Genomic DNA, 20,892 nt, shown 5'->3' with positions numbered 1-20,892 from the left:
GGGGGCGGGAGCCGGCGGGAGGGTCCCGAAGCGATCCGGGTGGTTGTCGAGCAGAAGGTCCACGACCTCTCCCAGGGTCAGGTGTTCGGCGAAGGGCTTGGGCACGGGCGGGAGCCCGAACTCCGTGGTGAGGCGGGCGGTGAACCCGGTGAGCGAGACCGGGTCGAACCCGTACTCGCTCAGCCGCACCGCGCCGTCCAGCTCCTGCGGTGGCACGCCCAGCACCGCGGCGGCGTGGCCGAGGGCGCGGCCGAGGACCACCGCGCGGAGGGCGGCGCGGTCGGGTGCGGTCACCGCCGGTGCGGCGCCCGCGGACCGCGGGGCGGCCAGGAGGGTGGCGTCGATGCGGGCGCGGTCGCCGAAGACGGCCAGGACGTGCGGGTCGCCGGTGCCGAAGGCGCGTTCCAGCGCGTTCACGCCGTGCGGGGCCCGCATCGGCACCATGCCGACGCTGTCGTGCAGACGGCGTTCGGTGGCGGCGTCGACCCGCATGCCGCCGTCGGCCCACAGGGGCCAGCCGACGACCAGGGTGCGGCCGCGGCGCTCGCCAGTGGCCACCCGCTCGTGGCGGAGGCCGGCGTAGGCGTCCATGAAGGCGTTGGCCGCCGCGTAGTCGCCCTGGCCCTGGTTGCCGTACGCCGACAGCGAGGAGAACCCGATGAAGCAGTCCAGGTCGAGGGCGGCGGTGGCCTCGTCGAGGTGGACGAAGCCGGTGACCTTGGCGGCGAGGACCTCCCGCAGTTCTTCGGCGCTCTTGCGGGCCAGGTAGCCGTCGCGCACCACACCGGCGGTGTGGACGACGCCGTCGAGGCGGCCGTGCTCGGCGACGACGCCCTGCACGCAGGCGGTCACGGCGTCGCGTCGGGCGACGTCCAGCACCCGGTAGGCGGCCGACGCCCCCAAGGCGCCGAGGTCGCGCAGGAGTTCACGCTGGTCGGGGCCTTCCGGCGAGCGCCCGCAGAGCACCAGGACGGCGCCGGGCGCCTGCCGGGCGATCTCGCGGGCGAACAGTGCGCCGAGTCCGCCGGCTCCCCCGGTGAGGAGGTAGACGCCGCCGGCCTTCCACGGGCGGACCGGCCGGGCGTCCTCGACGGCCGTCCACTGCGGCACCCGGCGCTGCCCGCCGGAGTACCGCACGGCCTCGTCGTCGCAGCTCGCCGCGTCCTGGCGCAGGCGCTCGCACAGCGTCGCGGTGTCGAGCGGCGTCTCCACCTCGACGAGTTGGGTCAGCAGCCTGGGGTGCTCCATACGGGCCGTGCGCAGCAGGCCGCCCAGGCCCGCGAGGACCCGGTTGTCGCCGTCGGTGGGCACGACCACCTGCAGCAGGACCTGCCCGTCGCGGGTCGCCGGGACGAGCTGCTGGAGGCGGGCCAGCACCGTCTCGGCCTGGCGGGTGAAGCGCCGGGCCAGGTCGCCGTCGGCGGGCAGCGCGGTGCAGGGCACGCCGAGCGCGTCGCGGACCGCTTCGGGGTCGGTCCCGGTGAGTGAGCCGAGCAGCACCTCCTGCCGCTCCGGCGGACGCGCCGCCCGGGCGGCGGGTTCGGCCGGGCGCCAGCCGGCGCGCATCAGGGTGAGTGTGGCGTTCCCGGTGTCGTCGCCCCCGGTGTCGTCGCCCCCGGTGTCGCCGGCCGCGGATTCCTGGCCGCCGGTGAGTTCGTCACCGGCGGACAGGATGCGTGCGGTGAACCCGAGCAGGCGGACGCACACCGCGCCCTCGTCGTCGCACAGTTCGATGTCGATGCGGCGTACGGCTCCGCCGCCTTCGCCCGCGGCGGGTCGCACCACGGCCCACCCGTCGGCCGGGCCGGGGGCGAGCAGCTGCACCTCCTCCACGACGAAGGGCAGTGCCGCCACGGTGTCGGTATCGGTGTCGGTGTCCTCGGCCAGTGACAGGCCCAGGGTGGCCTGCACGGCGGCGTCGAGCAGCGACGGGTGCAGGTCCCAGCCGGCGCCGTCGCGGGCGGCCGGCGGCAGGCTCAGACGTGCGACGGCGAGCCCGGCGCCGACGTGGATCCGCCGGATGCCGCGCATGGCCGGGCCGTAGCCGATGCCCATGCGGTCGAAGAGCCGGTAGCAGTCGTCGTGTTCCACCGTGCGCACCTCGCACTGGGCGCGCAGCGCGGCGATGTCCAGGCGCGCGGGTGACGGCGGCGCGCAGCGCTCGATGCGTCCCTGCCCGTGGACGACGGGCGCTTCGCCGCCGGCCGCCGTGGTGATCTCGTAGGCGACTGCGTCGTCGCCGCCCGGCCGCAGCGCGATCTCGACCGGGGTCGGGCCGGTGACCGTCGCGGGGCGCGACCAGACGACGTTGCGCAGGCGGGCGCGGGCGGGGTCGATGCCCTCGGCCCGGGCCGCCGCGTAGGCCAGCTCCAGATAGGCCACGCCGGGGAGCACCGGCACATGGCGCACCCGGTGGTCGTCGAGGAAGAACTCACGGCCCGTCAGCTCGACGGCGAAGGACGGCGAGCCGGGGTCACGGTCCAGCCGGCGGCCGGCCAGCGGCGACGGGGCCGCGACCACGACCGGGGCGCCGACCGGGGTGGGTGCCGGGAGCGCGGCGGGTGCCGCCGGACGCGACCCGACCCAGTAGCGCTCGCCCGCGAACGGGTAGGCCGGCAGGGACACGATCCGGAAGCCGCCGTCGCCGAAGAGCGGGGCGAAGCGCAGATCCTGGCCCTGGGCGAAGAGCCCGGCCAGCTCGGTGAGGCCGTCGTGGCCCTCGGATCCGGCCATCAGGTGGGCGGCGCGGGCGGCTGCCGCGGGGTCCTGGCGGCGGTGCCCGTCGGGCGCCTCACCGGTGACCACGTGCTCGGCCCGGCCGTCGCGCAACCAGGTCCGCAGGACGGCGGCGAGCTGCTCGCGGTCGGTGGCCACGCCCGCCCAGCGGTGGCTGCAGTGGCGGCGTCCGGTGGCCAGGGTGTAGGCCGTGTCGCCCAGGTCCAGGTCCTCGTGGGCGAGGACGTGCTCCAGCAGGCGCTCGGCCTGGGCGCGACGGCCGGCGTCGTCCTGGGCCGACAGGACGATCAACCAGGCCTGCCGGGGGGCGTGCCCGGCGGTCCGCACGGCGGGGGCCTGTTCGATCAGCGCGTGCGCGTTGGTGCCCGCGGCGCCGAACGAGCTGACGCCGGCGCGGCGCGGACCGTCGGCGGGCGCGGGCCACGGGCGCAGTGCGGTGTTGACGTAGAAGGGGCTGCCCGCCAGCGTGATCGCCGGGTTGGGCCGGCGGAAGTGCAGCGAGGGGGGCAACTGCTCGTTCCTGAGCGCGAGGAGCACCTTGATGAGGCCGGCCACGCCCGCGGCGAACTGGGTGTGCCCCAGGTTGGTCTTGACCGACCCCAGGGCGCAGCCGCCCTCGGGCGCGTCGCCGAACGCGGCGCGCAGCGCCTCGAACTCGATGGGGTCGCCCAGCGGTGTGCCGGTCCCGTGCGCCTCGATCAGCTGGATTCCGGCGGGGTCGACGCCGGCGCGCTCGTGGACGCCGCGCAGGAGGCGTTCCTGCGATCCGGCGCTGGGTGCGGTGAGCCCGTTGGTGGTGCCGTCCTGGTTCATGCCGGAGCCGCGGATCACTCCGTAGACCTGGTCGCCGTCGCGCAGCGCGTCGGCGAGCCGCTTGAGCACGACCACACCGGCGCCCTCCCCCGGCACGAAGCCGTCGGCGCGCTCGTCGAAGGTGTGGCAGCGGCCGCGGGCGGACAGCATGTTCGCCCGCACGGCGGACCGGTAGAAGATCGGCGTGGACTGGACGAAGACCCCGCCCGCCAGCGCCATCGACGTGTTGCCCAGGCGGAGGTCCTGGCAGGCCTGGTGCACGGCCACCAGCGAACTGGAGCAGGCGGTGTCGACCGACAGCGCGGCCCCCTGCAGGTCGAGGAAGTAGGAGATCCGCGAGGCGATGACCGAGGAGATGTTGCCCCACAGTGTCTGCGGTGGCGCGTCGTCGCCGATCAGCTGCTGGTAGTCGCTGGGCGAGCCGCCGACGTAGACGCCGCAGCCGCGGCCGTCGAGCCGTTCACCGGCGTAGCCCGCGTCCTCCAGGGCGTGCCAGCACTCCTCCAGGAAGATGCGCTGCTGCGGGTCGGTGTGGGTGGCCTCCTTGCCGGACATCCGGAAGAACCAGGCGTCGAAGCGCTCGATGTCGTCGACGAAGCTTCCGTACTGGCGCCCGGCGCCCGCGCCCAGCTCCTTGTCCAGGTCCCAGCGGGTGACCTCGCCGACCAGGTCGTCGCCCGCGGCGAGGTGTGCCCACAGGGCGGCGGCGTCGGGCGACTGCGCGAAGCGGGCGGCGATGCCCACCACGGCGATGCCGTCGTCGTCCGGGGCCTCCGGGGTGTCCGGAGTGTCCGCGGAGGCCGCAGGAGCGGGAGGAGCGGGAGGAGCGGGAGGAGTGGAAGCCGGGACCGCGGGCGCCGAGACGGGGGCGGCGGCCGACGGAGCCTCGACGGCCAACGATCGCAACTGCGGCCCGTACCGGGTGACCAGGTGGTCCGTCAGCCGGTCGAGCGAGCTGTGCTCGAACAGTGCGGTGCTCGGCAGATCGACGGCGAAGGCTTGGTTGACCGCGGCGACGAGCTTGACGCTGAGGATCGAGTCCACGCCGTAGTCGGAGAACGACGCCTGCGGGTCGATCTCGTCGGGCTCCATCATCAGCACGCGGGACAGCTCGGCCAGCAGCAGTGCGCCGGCCTGGTACCGCACGGTCGCCTCGTCCGTCTCCGGCGTCCGCCGCACGGGAGCCGGCCGGGCGGCCTCCGGCGACGGGGCGGCCTCGGCCGACGGCGCCGCGGCCGGGCCGTCCGCGGCCTCCGGGGCCCGATGGCGCCGGCTCGGAGCGGCGGCCGCCGGCCAGTAGCTCCTGCGCTGGAACGGGTAGGTGGGCAGCGGCGTGCGGCGCACGTCGAGGCCCGCGAACAGCGGTGCGAAGTCGACCGCTTCGCCACTGAGGTACCGGTCCCGGGCACGCTCCGGCGCGCTGTCGCCGCGCCGGCCGGCGGCCTCGCCGCGCCCGTCGGCCAGCCAGGCCGCCAGCTGATGTGCGAGCGCCTCGCGGTCGGCGGCGACGAAGGCCGCGCGGTGGGTGAAGTGGTCCCGGCCGACCGCCAGCGTGTAGCTGACGTCGCCCAGGGGGGTGTCCGGGGTGCGGCGCAGGTGGGCCAGGAGGTCCTCGGCGCGGCGGTGCAGGGCCTCGGGCTGCTGACCGGACAGGACGAACAGCAGCTCGCCCGGGGCGGGTTGGCGCTCGTCACGGTCCGGGGCGTTCTCCACGACCAGATGGCCGTTGGTGCCGCTGAAGCCGAACGCGCTCAGGGCCGCGACGCGCTTTCCCTGGCCGTTGGGCTGCCACGGCCGCAGCGTGGTGTTCACGTGGAAGGGACTTTCGGTGAGTCGGATCGCGGGGTTGGGCTCGTGGTGGTGGAGGGACGGCGGGATCTGGCCGTGGCGCAGCGAGAGCACGACCTTGAGCAGGCTCGCCACGCCCGCGGCGGAGGTGGTGTGACCGAGGTTCGTCTTGATCGAGCCGAGTGCGCAGGTGTCGCGGCCGCCGGCGGTGCCGAACGCGCCGACCAGGGCCTGGCATTCGATGGGGTCGCCGAGCTGGGTTCCGGTGCCGTGCGCCTCGACCATGCCGATCTCGGCCGGGTCGATGCCGAATTCGGTGTGCACCTGGCGGATGAGGCGCTCCTGCGACAGGGCGCTGGGGGCGGTGATGCCGTTGGTGGCCCCGTCCTGGTTGACGGCGCTGCCGCGGATCACGGCGTGGATGTGGTCGCCGTCGGCCAGTGCGTCGGACAGCCGGCGCAGTACCACGACGCCCACGCCCTCGCCGGGGACGAATCCGTCGGCGGCGGCGTCGAAGGTGTGGCACTTGCCGGTGGGTGAGAGCATCCCGCCGCGGCCGGCCGCCAGGTAGGTGTCCGGGGTGGTCTGGACGCTGACGCCGCCCGCGAGGGCCATATCCGTTTCGCCGGTCCACAGGCCCTGGCAGGCGAGGTGAACGGCGACCAGTGAGCTGGAGCAGGCGGTGTCGACCGCGACGGCGGGGCCCTGGAGGTTCAGGTGGTAGGCGATGCGCGCCGGTACGACCGAGGGCGCGTTGCCCCATGCCGCCTGGGCGGGCGGCGCGCCCTCGAACCACTGCGGGTAGTCGCCGCCGGTGCAGCCGGCGTAGACGCCGCACCGCCGGCCGTCCAGCGAGGAGCCCGCGTAGCCGGCGTCCTCGATGGCCGCCCACGCCTGTTCGAGGAACAGCCGCTGCTGGGGGTCGGTGTAGGTGGCTTCGAGGCCGGTCAGGTGGAAGAAGCGGGCGTCGAAGCGGTCGATGTCGTCGAGGAAGCTGCCCGCGCGACAGGGCAGTTCGTCCCGGCTGTAACCGGACAGGTCCCACCGTTCGACCGGGCCGACGAGGTCGCGGCCGGCGGCGAGGTGCTGCCAGAGGGCGTCGGTGTCGTCCGACTGCGCGAAGCGGCCGCTGATGCCGACGATGGCGATGGGCTCGCGCCCTTCGGGGCGGTGCGGGGCTGCGGTGGTGTCCGGTGCGGGCACCGGTGCCGGCGGGGTGGGGGCCGGTGCTGCGGGGGCCGCCGGTTGCGGCCGGTGGCTCTCGGCGATGTGGGCGGCGAGCTGCGCCACGCTGCGGTAGTCGAAGATGACCGTGGTCAGCAGGTCGATCCGCAGCTCCTCGTTGAGACGCTGGACGAACCGGGCGCCGACGATGGAGTCGAGGCCGTAGTCGGCGAACGCCTGGTCCGGGCTGATCCGGTCGGCGGGCATCCGCAGCGCGTCGGCGAGCTCGGTCAGGACCACGTCCGTGACCGTCCGGGCCATGGTGGGGGCGGGGGCCGGAGCCGGGGCGGAGCCGGGGGCCGGGGCCGCGGGCTGCGCCGACGGCCGGGCCGAAGCACCGCTCGTCTCGGGCGTCCCGGGCGCCTCGGCGAGCGGGCGCGGGCTGCGGGCGAGACCGTCGCTGTGGGCCACGACGACCTGCTGCCCGAGCACCAGCGCGTCCCGCGCCGGATGGCCGATGCCGGTGAAGCCCTCCTGCTCCAGTACGAGTTGCCAGGCCTCCGCCGACAGCGCGGGGCTGCCGGGCACGCGCAGTTCGGCGTCGTCGTGGAGCCACCAGCCGTCCAGCAGGCCGAAGGTGAGGTGGTTGACGAGGTAGAAGCCGCTGATCTCGTTGAGGGCCAGCAGACCGTTGCCGCGCAGCAGCGCCTTGGCGTGCCGCAGGGCCGGGCGGATGTTGTCGGTGGCGTGCAGCACGTTGGCCGCGATGACGACGTCGAAGGCGCCGGTGTCGAGCCCCTGGGCGTGCGGCGGCCGAGCCGCGTCGAAGACGCGGTACGTGAGGTGGTCCCGGCCCGGCCCGAAGGTGTCCTGGGCGCCGTGCAGGAACGCCTGGGACAGGTCGGTGAAGCAGTACTCGGCCAGGTCCAGCCCCTCGCGGGCGAGGCGGTCGAGCACGGGGCCGGTGGTCCCACCGGTGCCCGCGCCGATCTCCAGCACCCGCAGACGGGCCCCCGGATCGGCGTCCCGGCGCGCCCGCAGGAAGGACGCCACGTGTTCGGCGAGGACGGCGTTGAAGTACCCGGCCACGCGGTTGTCCCGGTAGACGCCTTCGACCAGGGAGAACGCCCCCTGGGGGAACAGCACGTCGGTGGCGCGCACCCGGCCGCACAGGATGTCGGCGAGCGCGGGCAGGGTCTGGTCCAGCAGGTGCAGCGGTGCCCGCAGATCGGGGTTGGCGGCGGCCCACCGGGGCGTCGCCGCGGCCCAGTCGGCACGGCAGGCGTCGGCGTCCTGGGCGGTCGGGCCGCCGGTGCTCCAGCGGCCCTCGCCGTCGATGACCTCGTGCTCGGCGAGCACGCGCAGGGTGGCCGAGAGCCAGCCGTCGAACCGCGCGTCCACGCCCTGCCGCTCCTTCCACTCGGCCAGGCCGTGGCGCGGCTCGTCCAGGCCCGCCCGGCGCAGCTCGGCGGCGACGCGGCGGAGCAGGCAGGCGTCGATCTCGCCCGGGACCGGGCCCGCGTGGTACGCGGCCAGGTCGGTGGGCAGGGCGAGGGCCGCGGCGCCGCCGCGGGCCGCCGCACCGTGCGCCTGCGGGGTCAGCGTCTCCGTGGTGAGCACCCCTTCGACGGGCAGCGGGCGGCCCAGCCGCATGAAGCCGATCTGGTGCAGCGGGCCGGCCAGGAGGCGTTCCAGCGCGCCCATCGCCGTGGCGGGGTCGATCGGGGCCAGCCCCATGGAGGTCACCTCGCGCAGCAGCTCGTCGGGGACGTTGTCCCAGTAACCCCAGTTGACGACCTTGACCCGGCAGTCCAGCGCCGCGCGCAGGGCGTCGGCGCGGGCGTCCTCGTAGGCGCAGGCCGCCGAGTAGTGCGCCTGGTGGGAGTTGCGGATGAAGCTGACCAGCGAGGAGATCAGCAGGACGAAGTCCAGGCCGTGGCCGGCGAAGACGTCGGCGAAGTGCACGCACGGGTCGACCTTGGCCGCGAGGGTGGCCTCCAGCTCGTGCTCGGTCATCCGGGCGAGCGGGGTGTGGCTGAACACCATCGCCAGGTGCACCACGCCGTCGATCCGGCCGTGGCGGCGGACCACCTCGTCCCGCATGCGGGCGAGCGCGCCGGGGTCGGAGGCGTCGGCGGAGAGGTAGACCGGGCTGCGCCCGCCCGCCCCGACCCGGGCCGCCTTGGCCCGGATGTCCTCGTCCTCGGCGCGGCGGCCGACCCATACGACGTGTGCGTCGTGCTGCCGTACGAGGTACTCGCTGAGCAGCCGGCCGAGGTCGCCCGCGCCGCCGATGAGCACATAGACGCCGTTGCGGCGCAGCACGGGCTCGGCGGGCGGCTCGGCGGCGTCCACCGGCAGGAGCTGGCGGCGCAGCCACTGGCCGCCGCGGCGGGCGAGCGGGTGGGCGCGGCGGTCGGCGGGCAGGGCGAAGACCTCGTCGGCGACGAACGGTTCGCCGTCGGCCAGGTCGACCGCGCGGATGCGCCAGTGCGGCTGTTCCTTGGCCAGACCGCCGATCAGGCCGTGCAGGCTCGCCTGGGCGGGGTCGGCGGCCCGGGAGCCGCCCGCGTCGAACGCGTCGCGGGTCACGAGGGTCAGTCCGAGCCGCTGCTCGTCCCGGGTGAGGGCCAGCGCCTTCAGCACGCGGAACATCCGCCGGATCACCGCGCGTTGGGCGCCGATCTGCGCCTGGGCGCCATCGGTGGCGGCCGCGGTCGGGAACTGCAGGACGAGGTGGTCGAAGTCGTCGCCCAGGCGGGCGAGTGCGTCACGCACCTCTTCGGCGGACGACGCGCCGGTGGTGTCCAGCACCAGGGTCTCCGGGCGGCGGGCGGTCAGCTCCGCGAGGACGTCCGGTTCGAGGCCGATCGCCACCACCCGGGAGGCCGCGGACGGGTAGGGGCTGCCGCGCAGCAGCCGGGCGGGCTCCCAGACGGGATGCAGGGTGAGGTCGCCCGCGGGCAGCTCGTAGGAGTGGGCCGGCTGGGCGGGCGGGGACGCTGCGGCGGGCGTCGTCGCGGGCGCGGCCGCCGCGGCGGGGCGCGGGGCGGCCGGCCGCGGCGCGGCGTCGCCGAACGCGGCGGGCGCGGCCGCGAGTTCCGGCAGTCCGTCGGTGTACCAGTAGCGCTCCCGGGCGAACGGGTAGCCGGGCAGTGCGACCTTGCGCGGGGTGGCCCCCTGGGTGTGGAGGCGGGCCCAGTCGACGGTCAGGCCGCTGGTCCAGGCCTCGGCCAGCGGTGACAGTTTGCCGCGCCGGGCCCAGCGCACGACCGTCTCCTGGAAGTCCTCGTCGGTGAGGAAGTCCCGTACCGCGCGGCCCCGTTCGCCGCCGGCGTGGAGGTAGGCGCCCGCGGGCAGTGCGCCGCCGAGCGCGCAGGCGTCCAGCGCGTCGACCAGGGCGGGCAGCGTGTCGGCGACCACGGCGAACCGTGCGGTCATCGCCTCGCGGCCGACCTGCAGCGTGTAGGCGATGTCGGGCAGGTCCGCGGCGCTCCACCGCTCGGTGCGCAGCGCGTCGCGCAGCCGGCCGGCCGACTCGCGCAGCCGCTCCTCGTCGAAGGCGGACAGCACCACGACGACGGGTTCGCCGCGGTGCGCGGGCGCGTCGGGCGCGCGGTCCGTTCCGGCGGGCCGCTCGACGTACTCCTCGACCACGACATGGGCGTTGGAGCCGCCCGCGCCGAACGAGGAGAGGCCGCCCAGGCGCGGGCGGGCGCCGGCCCGCGGCCAGGGCGCGGCCTCGCGCTGCAGGACGAAGGGGCTGTCGGCGAAGTCGATTTCGGGGTTGACGCGTTCGGCGTGCAGGGACGGTACGAGCGTGCCGTGCCGCAGCTGCAGCAGCAGCTTGGCCAGGCCAGCGATGCCGGCCGCGGACTCCAGGTGGCCGATGTTGGACTTCGCCGAGCCGATGGCGCAGAAGTTCCGGTCGTCGGTGAACTCGGCGAAGGCCGCGTTCAGCCCGGCGATCTCGATCGGGTCGCCCAGTGCGGTGCCGGTGCCGTGCGCCTCGATGCAGCCGATGTCCCGCGGGTCCACGCCGGCCCGGCGCCAGGCGCTGCGGACGACCGCCGCCTGCGCGAGCGGGTTGGGCACGGTGAATCCGTGCGTGTGGCCGCCGTGGTTGACGGCGGTGCCGCGGATCACGCCGAGGATGCGGTCGCCGTCGGCGACGGCGTCGGCGAGCGGGCGCAGCAGCACCGCGCCGACGCCCTCGCCGGGCACATAGCCGTCGCCGCCCTCGCCGAAGCTGCGGCAGCGGCCGTCGCTGGAGGCGAACCCGCCCTCGCCGATCATCAGGTACTTGCCCGGGTGCACCGACAGGTTGACCCCGCCGGCCAGGGCGACACCGCACTCCCCGCGCTGGAGGGCGGCGCAGGCGAGGTGGATCGCGGACAGCGCCGAGGCGCACATGGTGTCGACGGTGGCGCTGGGGCCGCTCGCGTCGAGGAAGTACGAGACGCGGTTGGCGATGGACGCCAGGCTCCCCGGGACGACGACCGGCTCGCCGCGCACGCTGTACTCGGCGCCGTAGAGCTGGTACTCGGAGTACATCGCGCCGACGAACACCCCGATGTCACCGGCGTCCTCGGCCACCCGGGCGCGGGCCGCGGCGCGCAGGGCGTCGCGCGTGTAGCCGGCGTCCTCCAGCGTGGTGTGGGCGCACTGCAGGAACAGCCGCTCCTGGGGGTCCATCGTGGACGCCGCCTTCGGCGAGATCCCGAAGAACAGCGGGTCGAACTCGTCGATCCCGTCGAGGAAGCCGCCCCACTTGCTGTACGTCCTGCCGGGCACGCCGCGGCGGGGGTCGTAGTAGCGGTCGTGGTCCCAGCGCCCGGCGGGGATCTCGGTGACGCTGTCCCGGCCGGCGAGCAGGTTCTCCCAGTAGGTGTCCAGGTCGGGTGCGCCGGGGTAGCGGCCGGCCATGCCGACGACGGCGATGGGCATCTGCTGTCCGTCGCGGGGCGGCTCGGCCGCCGGTTCGGCGGCGAGGGCGCGGACGGGGGCCTCGGCAGGGCGCTCCGCGGCGCCGTTCGGCTCGGGCGCGGTGGCGGAGGGCTCAGCGGGCAGGGGCCCGGTCGACGAGGGCGCGGGGCCCTCGTCCGCCAGTCCGACCAGCGCCGCCAGCGCGTCGGGCTGGGTCCGCAGGAAGTGCCCTACGAGGCCGTCGACCGTCCGCACCTCGAAGAACAGCGTGCTGCCGACGTCGTCGAGCCCCTTGCGGACCGCCTCGGTCAGCTGGACGACCAGGATGGAGTCGATGCCGTAGCGGTCGAAGGACACATCGGCCCGGATGTCGGAGACCGGCAGTCGCAGGGTGTCCGCGACCAGCGCGCGGAAGTGCTCGCGGGCCAGCTCCGCCAGCCGCTCGTCGTCGCGCCCACCGTCGGCGGCGGCCGGCGTCGGCGCGGGGGCGGGCGGTCGCGGCTCGGCGGGCCGGGGCCGCGCCGGGGCGAGGGTGCCGCGGAAGGCGGACTCCCCGTCCGGGCGCGGCTGGCGGACCGCCCCGTCGCTCTCGGCGACGATCACCTGCTGGCCGAGGTCGTCGGCGCCCTCGGCGGCGACGAACGCCGCGCGGAAGCCGACCTCGCCGAGCACCCGCCGCCAGCTCTCCGGCGCCAGGCCCGGCGAGCCGGCGATCCGCGGCGCCGGGTCGTCGTAGAGCCACCAGCCGTCCAGCAGGCCGAACGTGAGGTGGCTGAAGAGGATGTTGTCGCTCAGCTCGTTGAGCAGCAGCAGGGCGTGGGGGCGCGCGGCGGCCTTGGCGTTGCGCAGTGTCGCGCGGATGTTGCGGGTGGCGTGCAGCACGTTGGTGGCGATCACCACGTCGTACGCGCCGGGGGCCACCTCCTGGCCCGCCAGGGGCTTCTCGGCGTGGAAGAGCCGGGTGTCGAGGTACGGGGCGATCTCGCCGTACTCCCGCTGCGCGTGCAGCAGGAACGCCTTGGAGATGTCGGTGTAGCTGTAGGTGTCGATGTGCCCGGCCCACGGCCGCAGCCTGCGGAACACGGTGGCGCTGGTGCCGCCGGTGCCGGCGCCGATCTCCAGGATGCGCAGGCGGGCGTCCGGGTCTTCGGCCAGCCGGCGTTCGAGGTAGTCGACGAGGGTGTCGGCGAGCACGTCGTTGAAGTAGTCGGCGACCGGGTTGTTCTTGTAGACGCCCTCGACCAGTTCGAGCGAGGCGTGGGGGAACATCACGTCGGTGGCCCGGCGGCGGCCGGTGAGGATGCCGGTCAGCGAGCGCAGCGTGGTGTCGACGAGGACGGTCTGGGGGCGTTTGGCGTCGTCGGCCAGCCATGGCTGCCGCGCCCGGTCCCAGTCGGCCCAGGCGTCGTCGAGGGATCCGGTGCGGGTGTCGAGGGCGGCGTAGGCGTCCTCGCCCACGCGGCGCAGGCGGCCCGCGTCGGCGAGGACGGCGAGGGTGTGCTCGGTCCAGCGCTGGTAGCGGTCCTCGATGCCGCCGACGGCGCGCCACTGGGCGGCGGTGGCCGCGCGGCCGTCGCGGAACAGACCCAGGGACTCAAGCAGCGCCCAGGTGAGGTCGACGAGTGCGTCCTGCATGGCGCCGGCGTGCCCGCCCGCCTGCTCGCGCAGCCGCGCGATCTCGGCGCGGCGGTCGGGGCGGTGCTCGCCCAGCGCGCCGATCAGGGACGGGAGGGTGGCGGCCGGGTGGGTGAGGGCGTCGTCGTCGTGGAGGCCGTCGATGCTGCGGGTGTCGGTGGCCTTGAGCAGCGCCAACTGCGGGTACGGGGAGGCCAGCAGGGCGTCGAAGGCGGCCATGCCCTCGTCCGGGTCGATCGAGCCCAGACCCAGCTGTGCCATGCGCCGGCGGTAGCCGTCGGCGGTGACCACGCCGACGCCGGCCCAGTAACCCCAGTTCATGACCTTGACCGGGCAGTCGAGCCGGGTGGCCAGATGCTCGGCGTAGGCGTCGGCGAAGGTGCAGCCCGCCGCGTAGTTGGCCTGGCCGGGGGCCTTGAAGAAGGCCTGCATGGAGGAGAAGAAGGCGACGAACGCGAGCGGCTGGTCGGCGAAGGCGTCGGCGAGGTTCACCGCGATGTCGGCCTTGGCGGCGTAGGTCGTGCGGAACCGGTCCTCGTCCATCCGGGCGAGGGTCTGGTCGCCGAGGACGATCGCGGTGTGCAGGACGCCGCGCACGGGTCCGTGCCGCCGCACGATCTCGTCGCGGGCGCGGCGCAGGGCGTCGGGATCGGTCGCGTCGGCCTGGACGTAGTCCGGTGCGGGGCCGTGCGCGGCCAGTGCTTCCTGCCGGGCGGCGATCTCGGCGTCCAGGGGGCGGCGGCCGATCCAGACGACCCGGGCGCCGTGCCGGCGCATCATGTGCTCGGTCCACACGGTGCCGATGCCGCCGGCGCCGCCGATGGCCACGAGCACGCCGCCGGGCTCGGGCGGGGCGGCCGCGGTGCCGGGCTCGTAGGTCTCCAGCAGGCGCGGGCGGTACCACTCGCCGTGCCGGTGGGCCAGGGTCTCGCCGCGGGGGTCGGCGGGCAGGTCCAGCAGCGCCGGCCAGGGCACCGGGGCGTCCGCCTCGACGTCGGCGACGCGGAGGTGCCAGTGCGGGTACTCCTTGGCCAGGGTGCCGGCGAGGCCGTGCACACCGGCGTGGGCGGGGTCGCAGCCGGTGTCGCCCGGCAGTCGGCGCGCCTGCCGGGTGACCAGGGTCAGACCCAGTTCACGGGCGTCGGCGCCGTCGGCCAGGAGCGCCTTGACCAGGCGGAAGACGGCGAGGGGGGCGCCGTACCGCGCCGTGGCCGGATCGCCGGCGGAGCCGGCCGGAGCGAGCCAGAAGACGTGCTCGGCGCCGGCGGGCAGCCGGGCGGCCAGCCGGTCGGCCGGCTCGTCGGCGCGGGCGTCCAGGACGGTGGCGTCCGGGTAGCGGCGGCGCAGTCGGTCCTGTTCCTCGGCGGTGCCGCCGAGCAGCACGACGCGGGCCCGCGGGTGGGGCCACGGTGCGGCGGGCGCGGCGGGCAGGGCGTCCCACACCGGTGCCAGCAGCGTCGCGCGCGGCGCCTCGCCGGTCGGGGCGGTCATGCGGCGGAACGCGTAGCCGCGCAGGCTCGCGCAGAGCCGTCCGTCGTCGTCGTACACGTCGATGTCGGCTTTCGTGACGTCCTGGTCGGCGGCGGGGGCGTAGCCCTCGGTGTGGCGCAGGTGGGCCCACATCCGCTCGGTGGTGGGGGCGAAGAGGTCGGCGGCGTCCAGGGCGAACGGCAGCGCGGGCGCGCCGCGTTGTTCGTCGAGGGTGCCGGTGGCGTCGCCGTAGAGGCCGACGACGGCCTGGACGGCGCTGTCGAGCATCGCGGGGTGCAGCGCGAACGCGCCGTCGCGGGCGCCGTCGGGCAGTACGAGCCGGGCCAGTACCTCGCCGTCGCCGACGGCCAGGGTGTCGATGGCGCGCAGGCGTGCTCCGTGGCGGATGCCGACGGCATCGAGGGCCGCCCGTACCTGGCTCCGCGTCAGGGTGCGGCGGCCGCAACGGGCCCGCAGGGCGTCCAGTTGCGTGGGCCGGGGCGAGCCGGGCGTGGCGATCCGTCCCTGGGCGTGCACACCGGAGTCGTCGCGCAGGACGCGGAAGGCGTCGCCCTCCCGCTCGACGCGCAGTTCGGCGCCGCCGGCCCCGACGGGGAACGGCTCGGGCCACACCACGTCGCGCAGGCCGACCGGTGCGAAGGAACCGCCGGTCACGGCGCGGCGGGCGGCCTCCAGCGCCAGCACGCCGGGCAGCACGGCCCGGCCGCCCACGTGGTGGTCGGCCAGGAAGAACTCCTCGCCGCCGAGCCGGAGGCGGTACGCGGCGTCATCGGCTCCTTCAGGCGCCCGGCCTTCCCGAGTGGCCGTGGTGTCGGCGGTGTCGGTCCAGTAGCGCTGCCGCTCGAACGGGTAGGTCGGCAGCGACACCTGGCGGCGCGAGGCGGACGGGAAGCTGTCGGTGAACCGGTCGGCCTCGCCCCGTACGTACGCCGCGGCCAGCGCGGCCGGGGCCAGGGCGCGCACACCGCCGACCGGGCGGGGGTCCGCGGCGGTCTCCCCCTGCAGCACCGTGTCACCGGCGGTGCCGGACAGCCAGCGGCGCAGGCGTGCCGCCAGGTCGGGCAGCCCGGCGGCGACGACGGCCAGCCGGTGCGCGAAGTGGCTGCGCCCCGCGGCCAGGCTGTAGGCGACGGCGTCGGCGGGCAGCGCGGGTTCGCGGTCGAGGTGGGCGAGCAGCCGTTCTGCGACGGCGCGCAGGGCGGCCGGGGTGCGGGCCGACAGCAGGAAGGCGTGTTCCCCGACCGCGCCGGTGGCCTGGGGGGCCGGGTGCTCCTCCAGTACGACGTGCGCGTTGGTGCCGCTGGCCCCGAAGGAGCTGACGGCCGCCCGGCGCGGGCCGCGGGCGGGCGCCGCCCAGGGCTGCGCGGTGGTGGTGACGGTGAACGGGCTGCCGTCGAGCACGACGGCCCGGTTGGCCTCGTGGAAGTGCAGCGACGGCGGGATCTGCCGGTTCTGCAGGGCCAGCAGCGCCTTGATGACACCCGCGATGCCGGCGGCGAACTGCGTGTGCCCGATGTTGGTCTTGATCGATCCCAGGACGGCGCTGCCGGCCGGGGCGCCCTCGAACGCGCGGCTCAGCGCGCGGAATTCGATCGGGTCGCCGAGCTGGGTGCCTGTGCCGTGGGCCTCGACGAGCTGGATGCCGCCGGGCTCGATGCCGCAGGCGGTGTGGACCTCGCGCAGCAGCTGTTCCTGTGAGGCGGCGCTGGGGGCGGTGATGCCGTTGGTGGTGCCGTCCTGGTTGATGCCCGAGCCGCGGACGATGCCGTAGATGTGGTCGCCGTCGCGGCGGGCGTCGGCGAGCCGCTTGAGGACGACCGCGCCCGCGCCCTCGCCCGGCACGAAGCCGTCGGCACGGGCGTCGAAGCTGTGGCAGCGGCCACTGGGCGAGAGCATGCCCGCCCGCGTCGCCGACTCGTACAGCCGCGGCGTGGTCTGGATGAACACCCCGCCCGCGAGGGCCATGTCGGCGTCGCCGGAGAGCAGGTCGCGGCAGGCGAGGTGCAGCGAGACCAGCGAGCTGGAGCAGGAGGTGTCGGTGGTGAGGGCGGGGCCCTTGAGGTCGAGGTGGTAGGCGATCCGGGAGGCGACGACCGAGCCCATGGTGCCCCACAGGGCCTGCGCCGGCGGCCGGGCGGCCAGCTGGTCGTGGTAGTCGCCGGCGTAACAGCCCACGTAGACACCGCAGTTGCGGCTGGTCAGGCGTTCGCCGGTGTAGCCGGCGTCCTCCAGGGCGTTCCAGCACTGTTCGAGGAAGATCCGCTGCTGGGGGTCCATGGCGGCGGCCTCGACGCCGGAGAGGGCGAAGAACACCGGGTCGAACTGGTCGATGCCGCGGACGAAGCCGCCGGCGCGGCAGGCCACGTCCTGGCCGAGCGGCCAGCGGGTCACCGGTTCGACGAGGTCGTGGCCGGCCGTCAGGTGGTCCCACAGGGCGCGCGGGTCCTCGGCGTCGGCGTAGCGGGCGGCCATCCCGACGACGGCGACGGCGTCGTCGTCCGGTGTCGCGGCGGCGGCCGCTGGGGAGGCCGGTGCGGGCGACGCGTCGCCGCGGGTGGCGACGAGGAACGCGTGCAGGCGCTCGACGGTGCCGTGGTCGAACAGGTCGGTGGTCTCCAGCGCGGTGCCCAGGGCCGTGTTGAGCGTGTGGACCAGGTTCACACCGAGGATGGAGTCCAGGCCGTAGTCGGCGAAGGGGCGGCGGCGCTCGATCTCGGCGACCGGCATCCGCAGGGCTTCGGCCAGCGCGTCGAGCAGGATGCGCTCGACGTCGGCGGTCCCGGCCGCCGACGTGCCGGGCGGGGCGGCGGCCGGCGTGGTCTGCGGGCGCTCGCCGCCGGCCGGGCCGTACCAGAACCGCCGTCCGGCGAAGGGGTAGGCGGGCAGGTGGACCCGTGCGGGCGCCTTCGCGCCGGCGTGCAGACGGGTCCAGTCGAGCGGCATGCCCTTGGCCCAGAAGGCGGCCAGGTCCCGCCAGTCGCCGCGGCCGGTCCAGCGGGCGACCAGCTCGCGCAGTTCGTCCTTCTCCGCCAGGGCGGCCAGGGTCTCGCGGGTGGCGCGGACGCGGCCGCGGGACCACGGGCCCTCGGCCTCGGGGTCGGCGAGGAAGGCGGCCAGCTGGTCGAGCCACTCCCCCGGTGTGCTCGCGACGAAGCACACCCGCTCGTCCATCTCCTCCCGGCCGGTCTGCAGGGTGGCCGCGACGGCGGGCAGGTCCACCGGGGCCCCGGAGCGCAGCAGCGCGGAGAGCTGGCCGGCCCGTGCGCTCAGGTCCTCGGTGGTGCGGGCGGACAGCGGCAGCAGCACCGGCCGTGCGGGCGGGGCGGGCGGGGCGGATGCGGGCGTCGTGCCGCGGTACTCGGCGACGATGACATGGGCGTTGGCGCCGCCGGCACCGAACGAGGAGATGCCGGCCATCCGCGGGCCGCCGTCCGCGGGCCGCGGCCAGGGGGCCCCGCCCGTCTGCAGGGTGAACGGGGTGGCCGCGAAGTCGATGTCGGGGTTGGTCTGCTCGGCGTGCAGGGTGGGCACGAACTCGCCGTGCCGCAGCTGCAGTACGGCCTTGGTCAGGCCCGCGATGCCCGCGGCGGCCTCCAGGTGGCCGATGTTCGACTTGACCGAGCCGAGGGCGCAGGCCCCGCTCTCCCCGGTGTCGGGCGCGAAGGCCTGGGTCAGGCCGTCGATCTCGACGGGGTCGCCGAGCCGGGTGCCGGTGCCGTGCGCCTCGATGTAGCCGATGCCGGCGGCGGACACCCCGGCGCGGTCGAGGGCGTCGCGGATCAGCGCGGCCTGTGCGCGCGGGTTGGGCACGGTGTAGCCGTTGGTGCGTCCGCCGTGGTTGATGGCGGAGCCGACGATCACCGCGTGGACGGGGTCGCCGTCGGCCTCGGCCGCGGCCAGCGGCTTCAGCAGCACCGCGCCGACGCCCTCGCCGGGCAGGAACCCGTCGCCGCCCGCGCCGAAGCTGCGGCAGTGCCCGTCGGTGGCGAGCATCCGGGAGCGGCTGAGCTCGACGTAGGAGGAGGGGTGCAGGTAGAGGTTGACGCCGCCGGCGATGGCCAGTTCGCACGCGCCGTGGCGCAGATGCTCGCACGCCTCGTGGATCGCGGTCAGCGACGACGAGCACATGGTGTCGATCGGCATGCTCGGGCCGTGCAGGTCCAGCAGGTACGACACCCGGTTGGCCAGCGATCCGAAGGACGTGCGCGGTGCGGGCGGCAGTCCGTCGGTGGCCGGCGGGCGGTGGCGGTCGAAGCCGGTCTTGGTGATCCCGGCGAAGACGCCGACCGACGAGCCGTGCCGCTCGGCGAGGCGCCGCCGGGTGTAGCCGGCGTCCTCCAGCACCGACCAGGCGCTCTCGACGAACAGCCGTTCCTGCGGGTCCATGTCGGCCGCGTCGCGCGGCGCGATCCCGAAGAACGCGGCGTCGAAGCGGGCGAAGTCGTCGAGGAAGGCGCCCCACTTGCTGTAGCTGGCGCCCCGCTCCACGGCCCGCTGCGGGTCCGCTTCGAAGAAGCCGTCCAGCGACCAGCGCTCGGCGGGGATCTCGCGGACGCTCTCCCGGCCCGCGCGCAGGTTCTCCCAGAACGCCTCCAGGGTCGCGGCACCCGGGTAGCGCCCGCTCAGGCCGATGATGGCGATCGGCTCGTCGGCGCCGGCCGGACGCGGCGTCCTCGCCGCGCGGGCCCGTGAGCGCACCGGTGCGGCGGCCTCGGCGGTCCGCGCCGGGCCCGGCGCGTCGGTCGTGGCCGTCGCCTCCGGCGCGGCGGCCGCTCCCGCCGCGTCGTCCAGCCAGCGGCGGCAGCCGTCCGCGTGCTGCTCCGCCAGGTGGCCGGCCAGGTCGTTGAGCGTCGGGTACTGGTAGAGCACCGTCTTGGGCAGGGCGCCGAACCACCGCGCGAAGTGGCGGTTGAGCCGGGTCACGGCCAGCGAGTCGATGCCGAAGCCGTCGAGCGGGGCGGCGGCGTCGAGCCGGGCGACGTCCAGCCGCACCGTCCGGGCGACCAGCTCCTTCAGCAGCGGCAGTACGCGTGCCCGCAGCCCCGCCGGTTCCGTCCGCGTCGTCTGCATCGTCTGGGTCGGCTGCGTCGTCGCCGCCTCCTGCGGGTCTTCGCCGTCCACTGCGCTCTCCTCGTCCATGACCAGTAGGTGTGGTGTGCCGAGCGCCAGTGCGCCGTGCAGGGCCCGCAGTGCGGTGTCCGTTGCCAGGGGGCGCCCGAAGCGCGCGGTGAGCGCGGGCAGTTCCTCGGCCGGGACGGCCATCCCGCCGTCCTGCCACAGCGGCCAGCCGATCGACACGCTCGTGCCGTGGCGCTCGCCCGCGGCGGCCAGGCCGGCGCGGTGGGTCAGATAGGCGTCGAGGAACCCGTTGGCGGCGGCGTAGTCGGCCTGCCCGGGGTTGCCCCGCGTCCCGGCGCCGGAGGAGAACGCCGCGAGGAAGTCCAGCGGCAGCCGGCGGGTGGCCTCGTCGAGGTTCACCAGCCCGGCCGCCTTCGGCGCCAGGACCCGCTGGGCGTCCTGATGGGACTTGCGGATCACGTAGTCGTCGCTGATCAGGCCCGCCGCGTGCACGACTCCGTCGAGCCTGCCGCAGGTGCGCACAAGGGAGTCGACCAGATCGGCCACGGCGGCGGCGTCGGTGACGTCCACCCGGCGGTACTCGATGCCCGGGCCCGGCCGCCCCGGCAGGAGGTCCGCCGGCGAGCGTCCGCACAGCACGACCCGGGCGCCGGGGGCGTGGGCCGCGATGTCGGCGGCGACCAGCCGGCCGACGCCGCCCGCACCCCCGCTGATCAGGTAGACACCGTCGGCCTTCCACACCGGCGGGGGCGCCGTCTGGCCCGGGGCCGCCGCCCAGGTGCGCACCTGGCGGCGGCCGTCGGTGTGGCGTACGTGGTCCGCCGCCTGCCCGTACTCCGCCCGCAGTACCTCGGCGAGTTCCCCGCCCGGCGGCCACGCGGTGAACTCGATCAGCTGCCCCTGCAGCGCCGGGTCCTCCTGTGCGGCGGTGCGCAGCATGCCGATCAGACCGGCGTAGCCGTACGGGCTCCCCTCCCGGCAGACGACCTGCACGCGACGGGGGCCGCCGGCCGGCTGGTTCAGCAGCCGCTGGAGTTCGCCGAGCAGCAGGGTCGCCGCGTGCTCGTAGACGGCGGCCGGCCCGTCGGCACGGCTCTCCACACGGGCGACGGACACACCGGGCAGCTTCCGGCGCAGCGCGGTCACGTCCGCGTCGGGGACGTCGCACAGCACGACCAGCCGACGGGCGGCGGGGGTCGCGGTGCGCCCTCGCAGCGGTTCGTCGCGCCAGGCCGGCACACGAAGGATGTTTCTGCTCAC

At 75.6% G+C, this 20,892-nt stretch carries 1 protein-coding gene (running past one end of the window); it reads right to left on the bottom strand.

Going from position 1 to position 20,892, the window contains the following annotated elements; genetic code table 11:
- Positions 1-20,892, bottom strand: the 5' portion of a protein-coding gene (locus ACZ5XZ_RS12645) for an SDR family NAD(P)-dependent oxidoreductase (RefSeq protein WP_468977028.1). Its footprint begins 3,315 nt before the window's first position; the window shows 20,892 of its 24,207 coding nt (coding positions 1-20,892); it begins with the start codon at positions 20,890-20,892; its stop codon lies beyond the left edge, outside the window.

It is taken from the genome of Streptomyces sp. NPDC033270 (genome assembly GCF_055576575.1).
The sequence above is the reverse complement of the archived record's forward strand: the minus strand, read 5'-3'. Positions and strand labels throughout refer to the sequence as shown.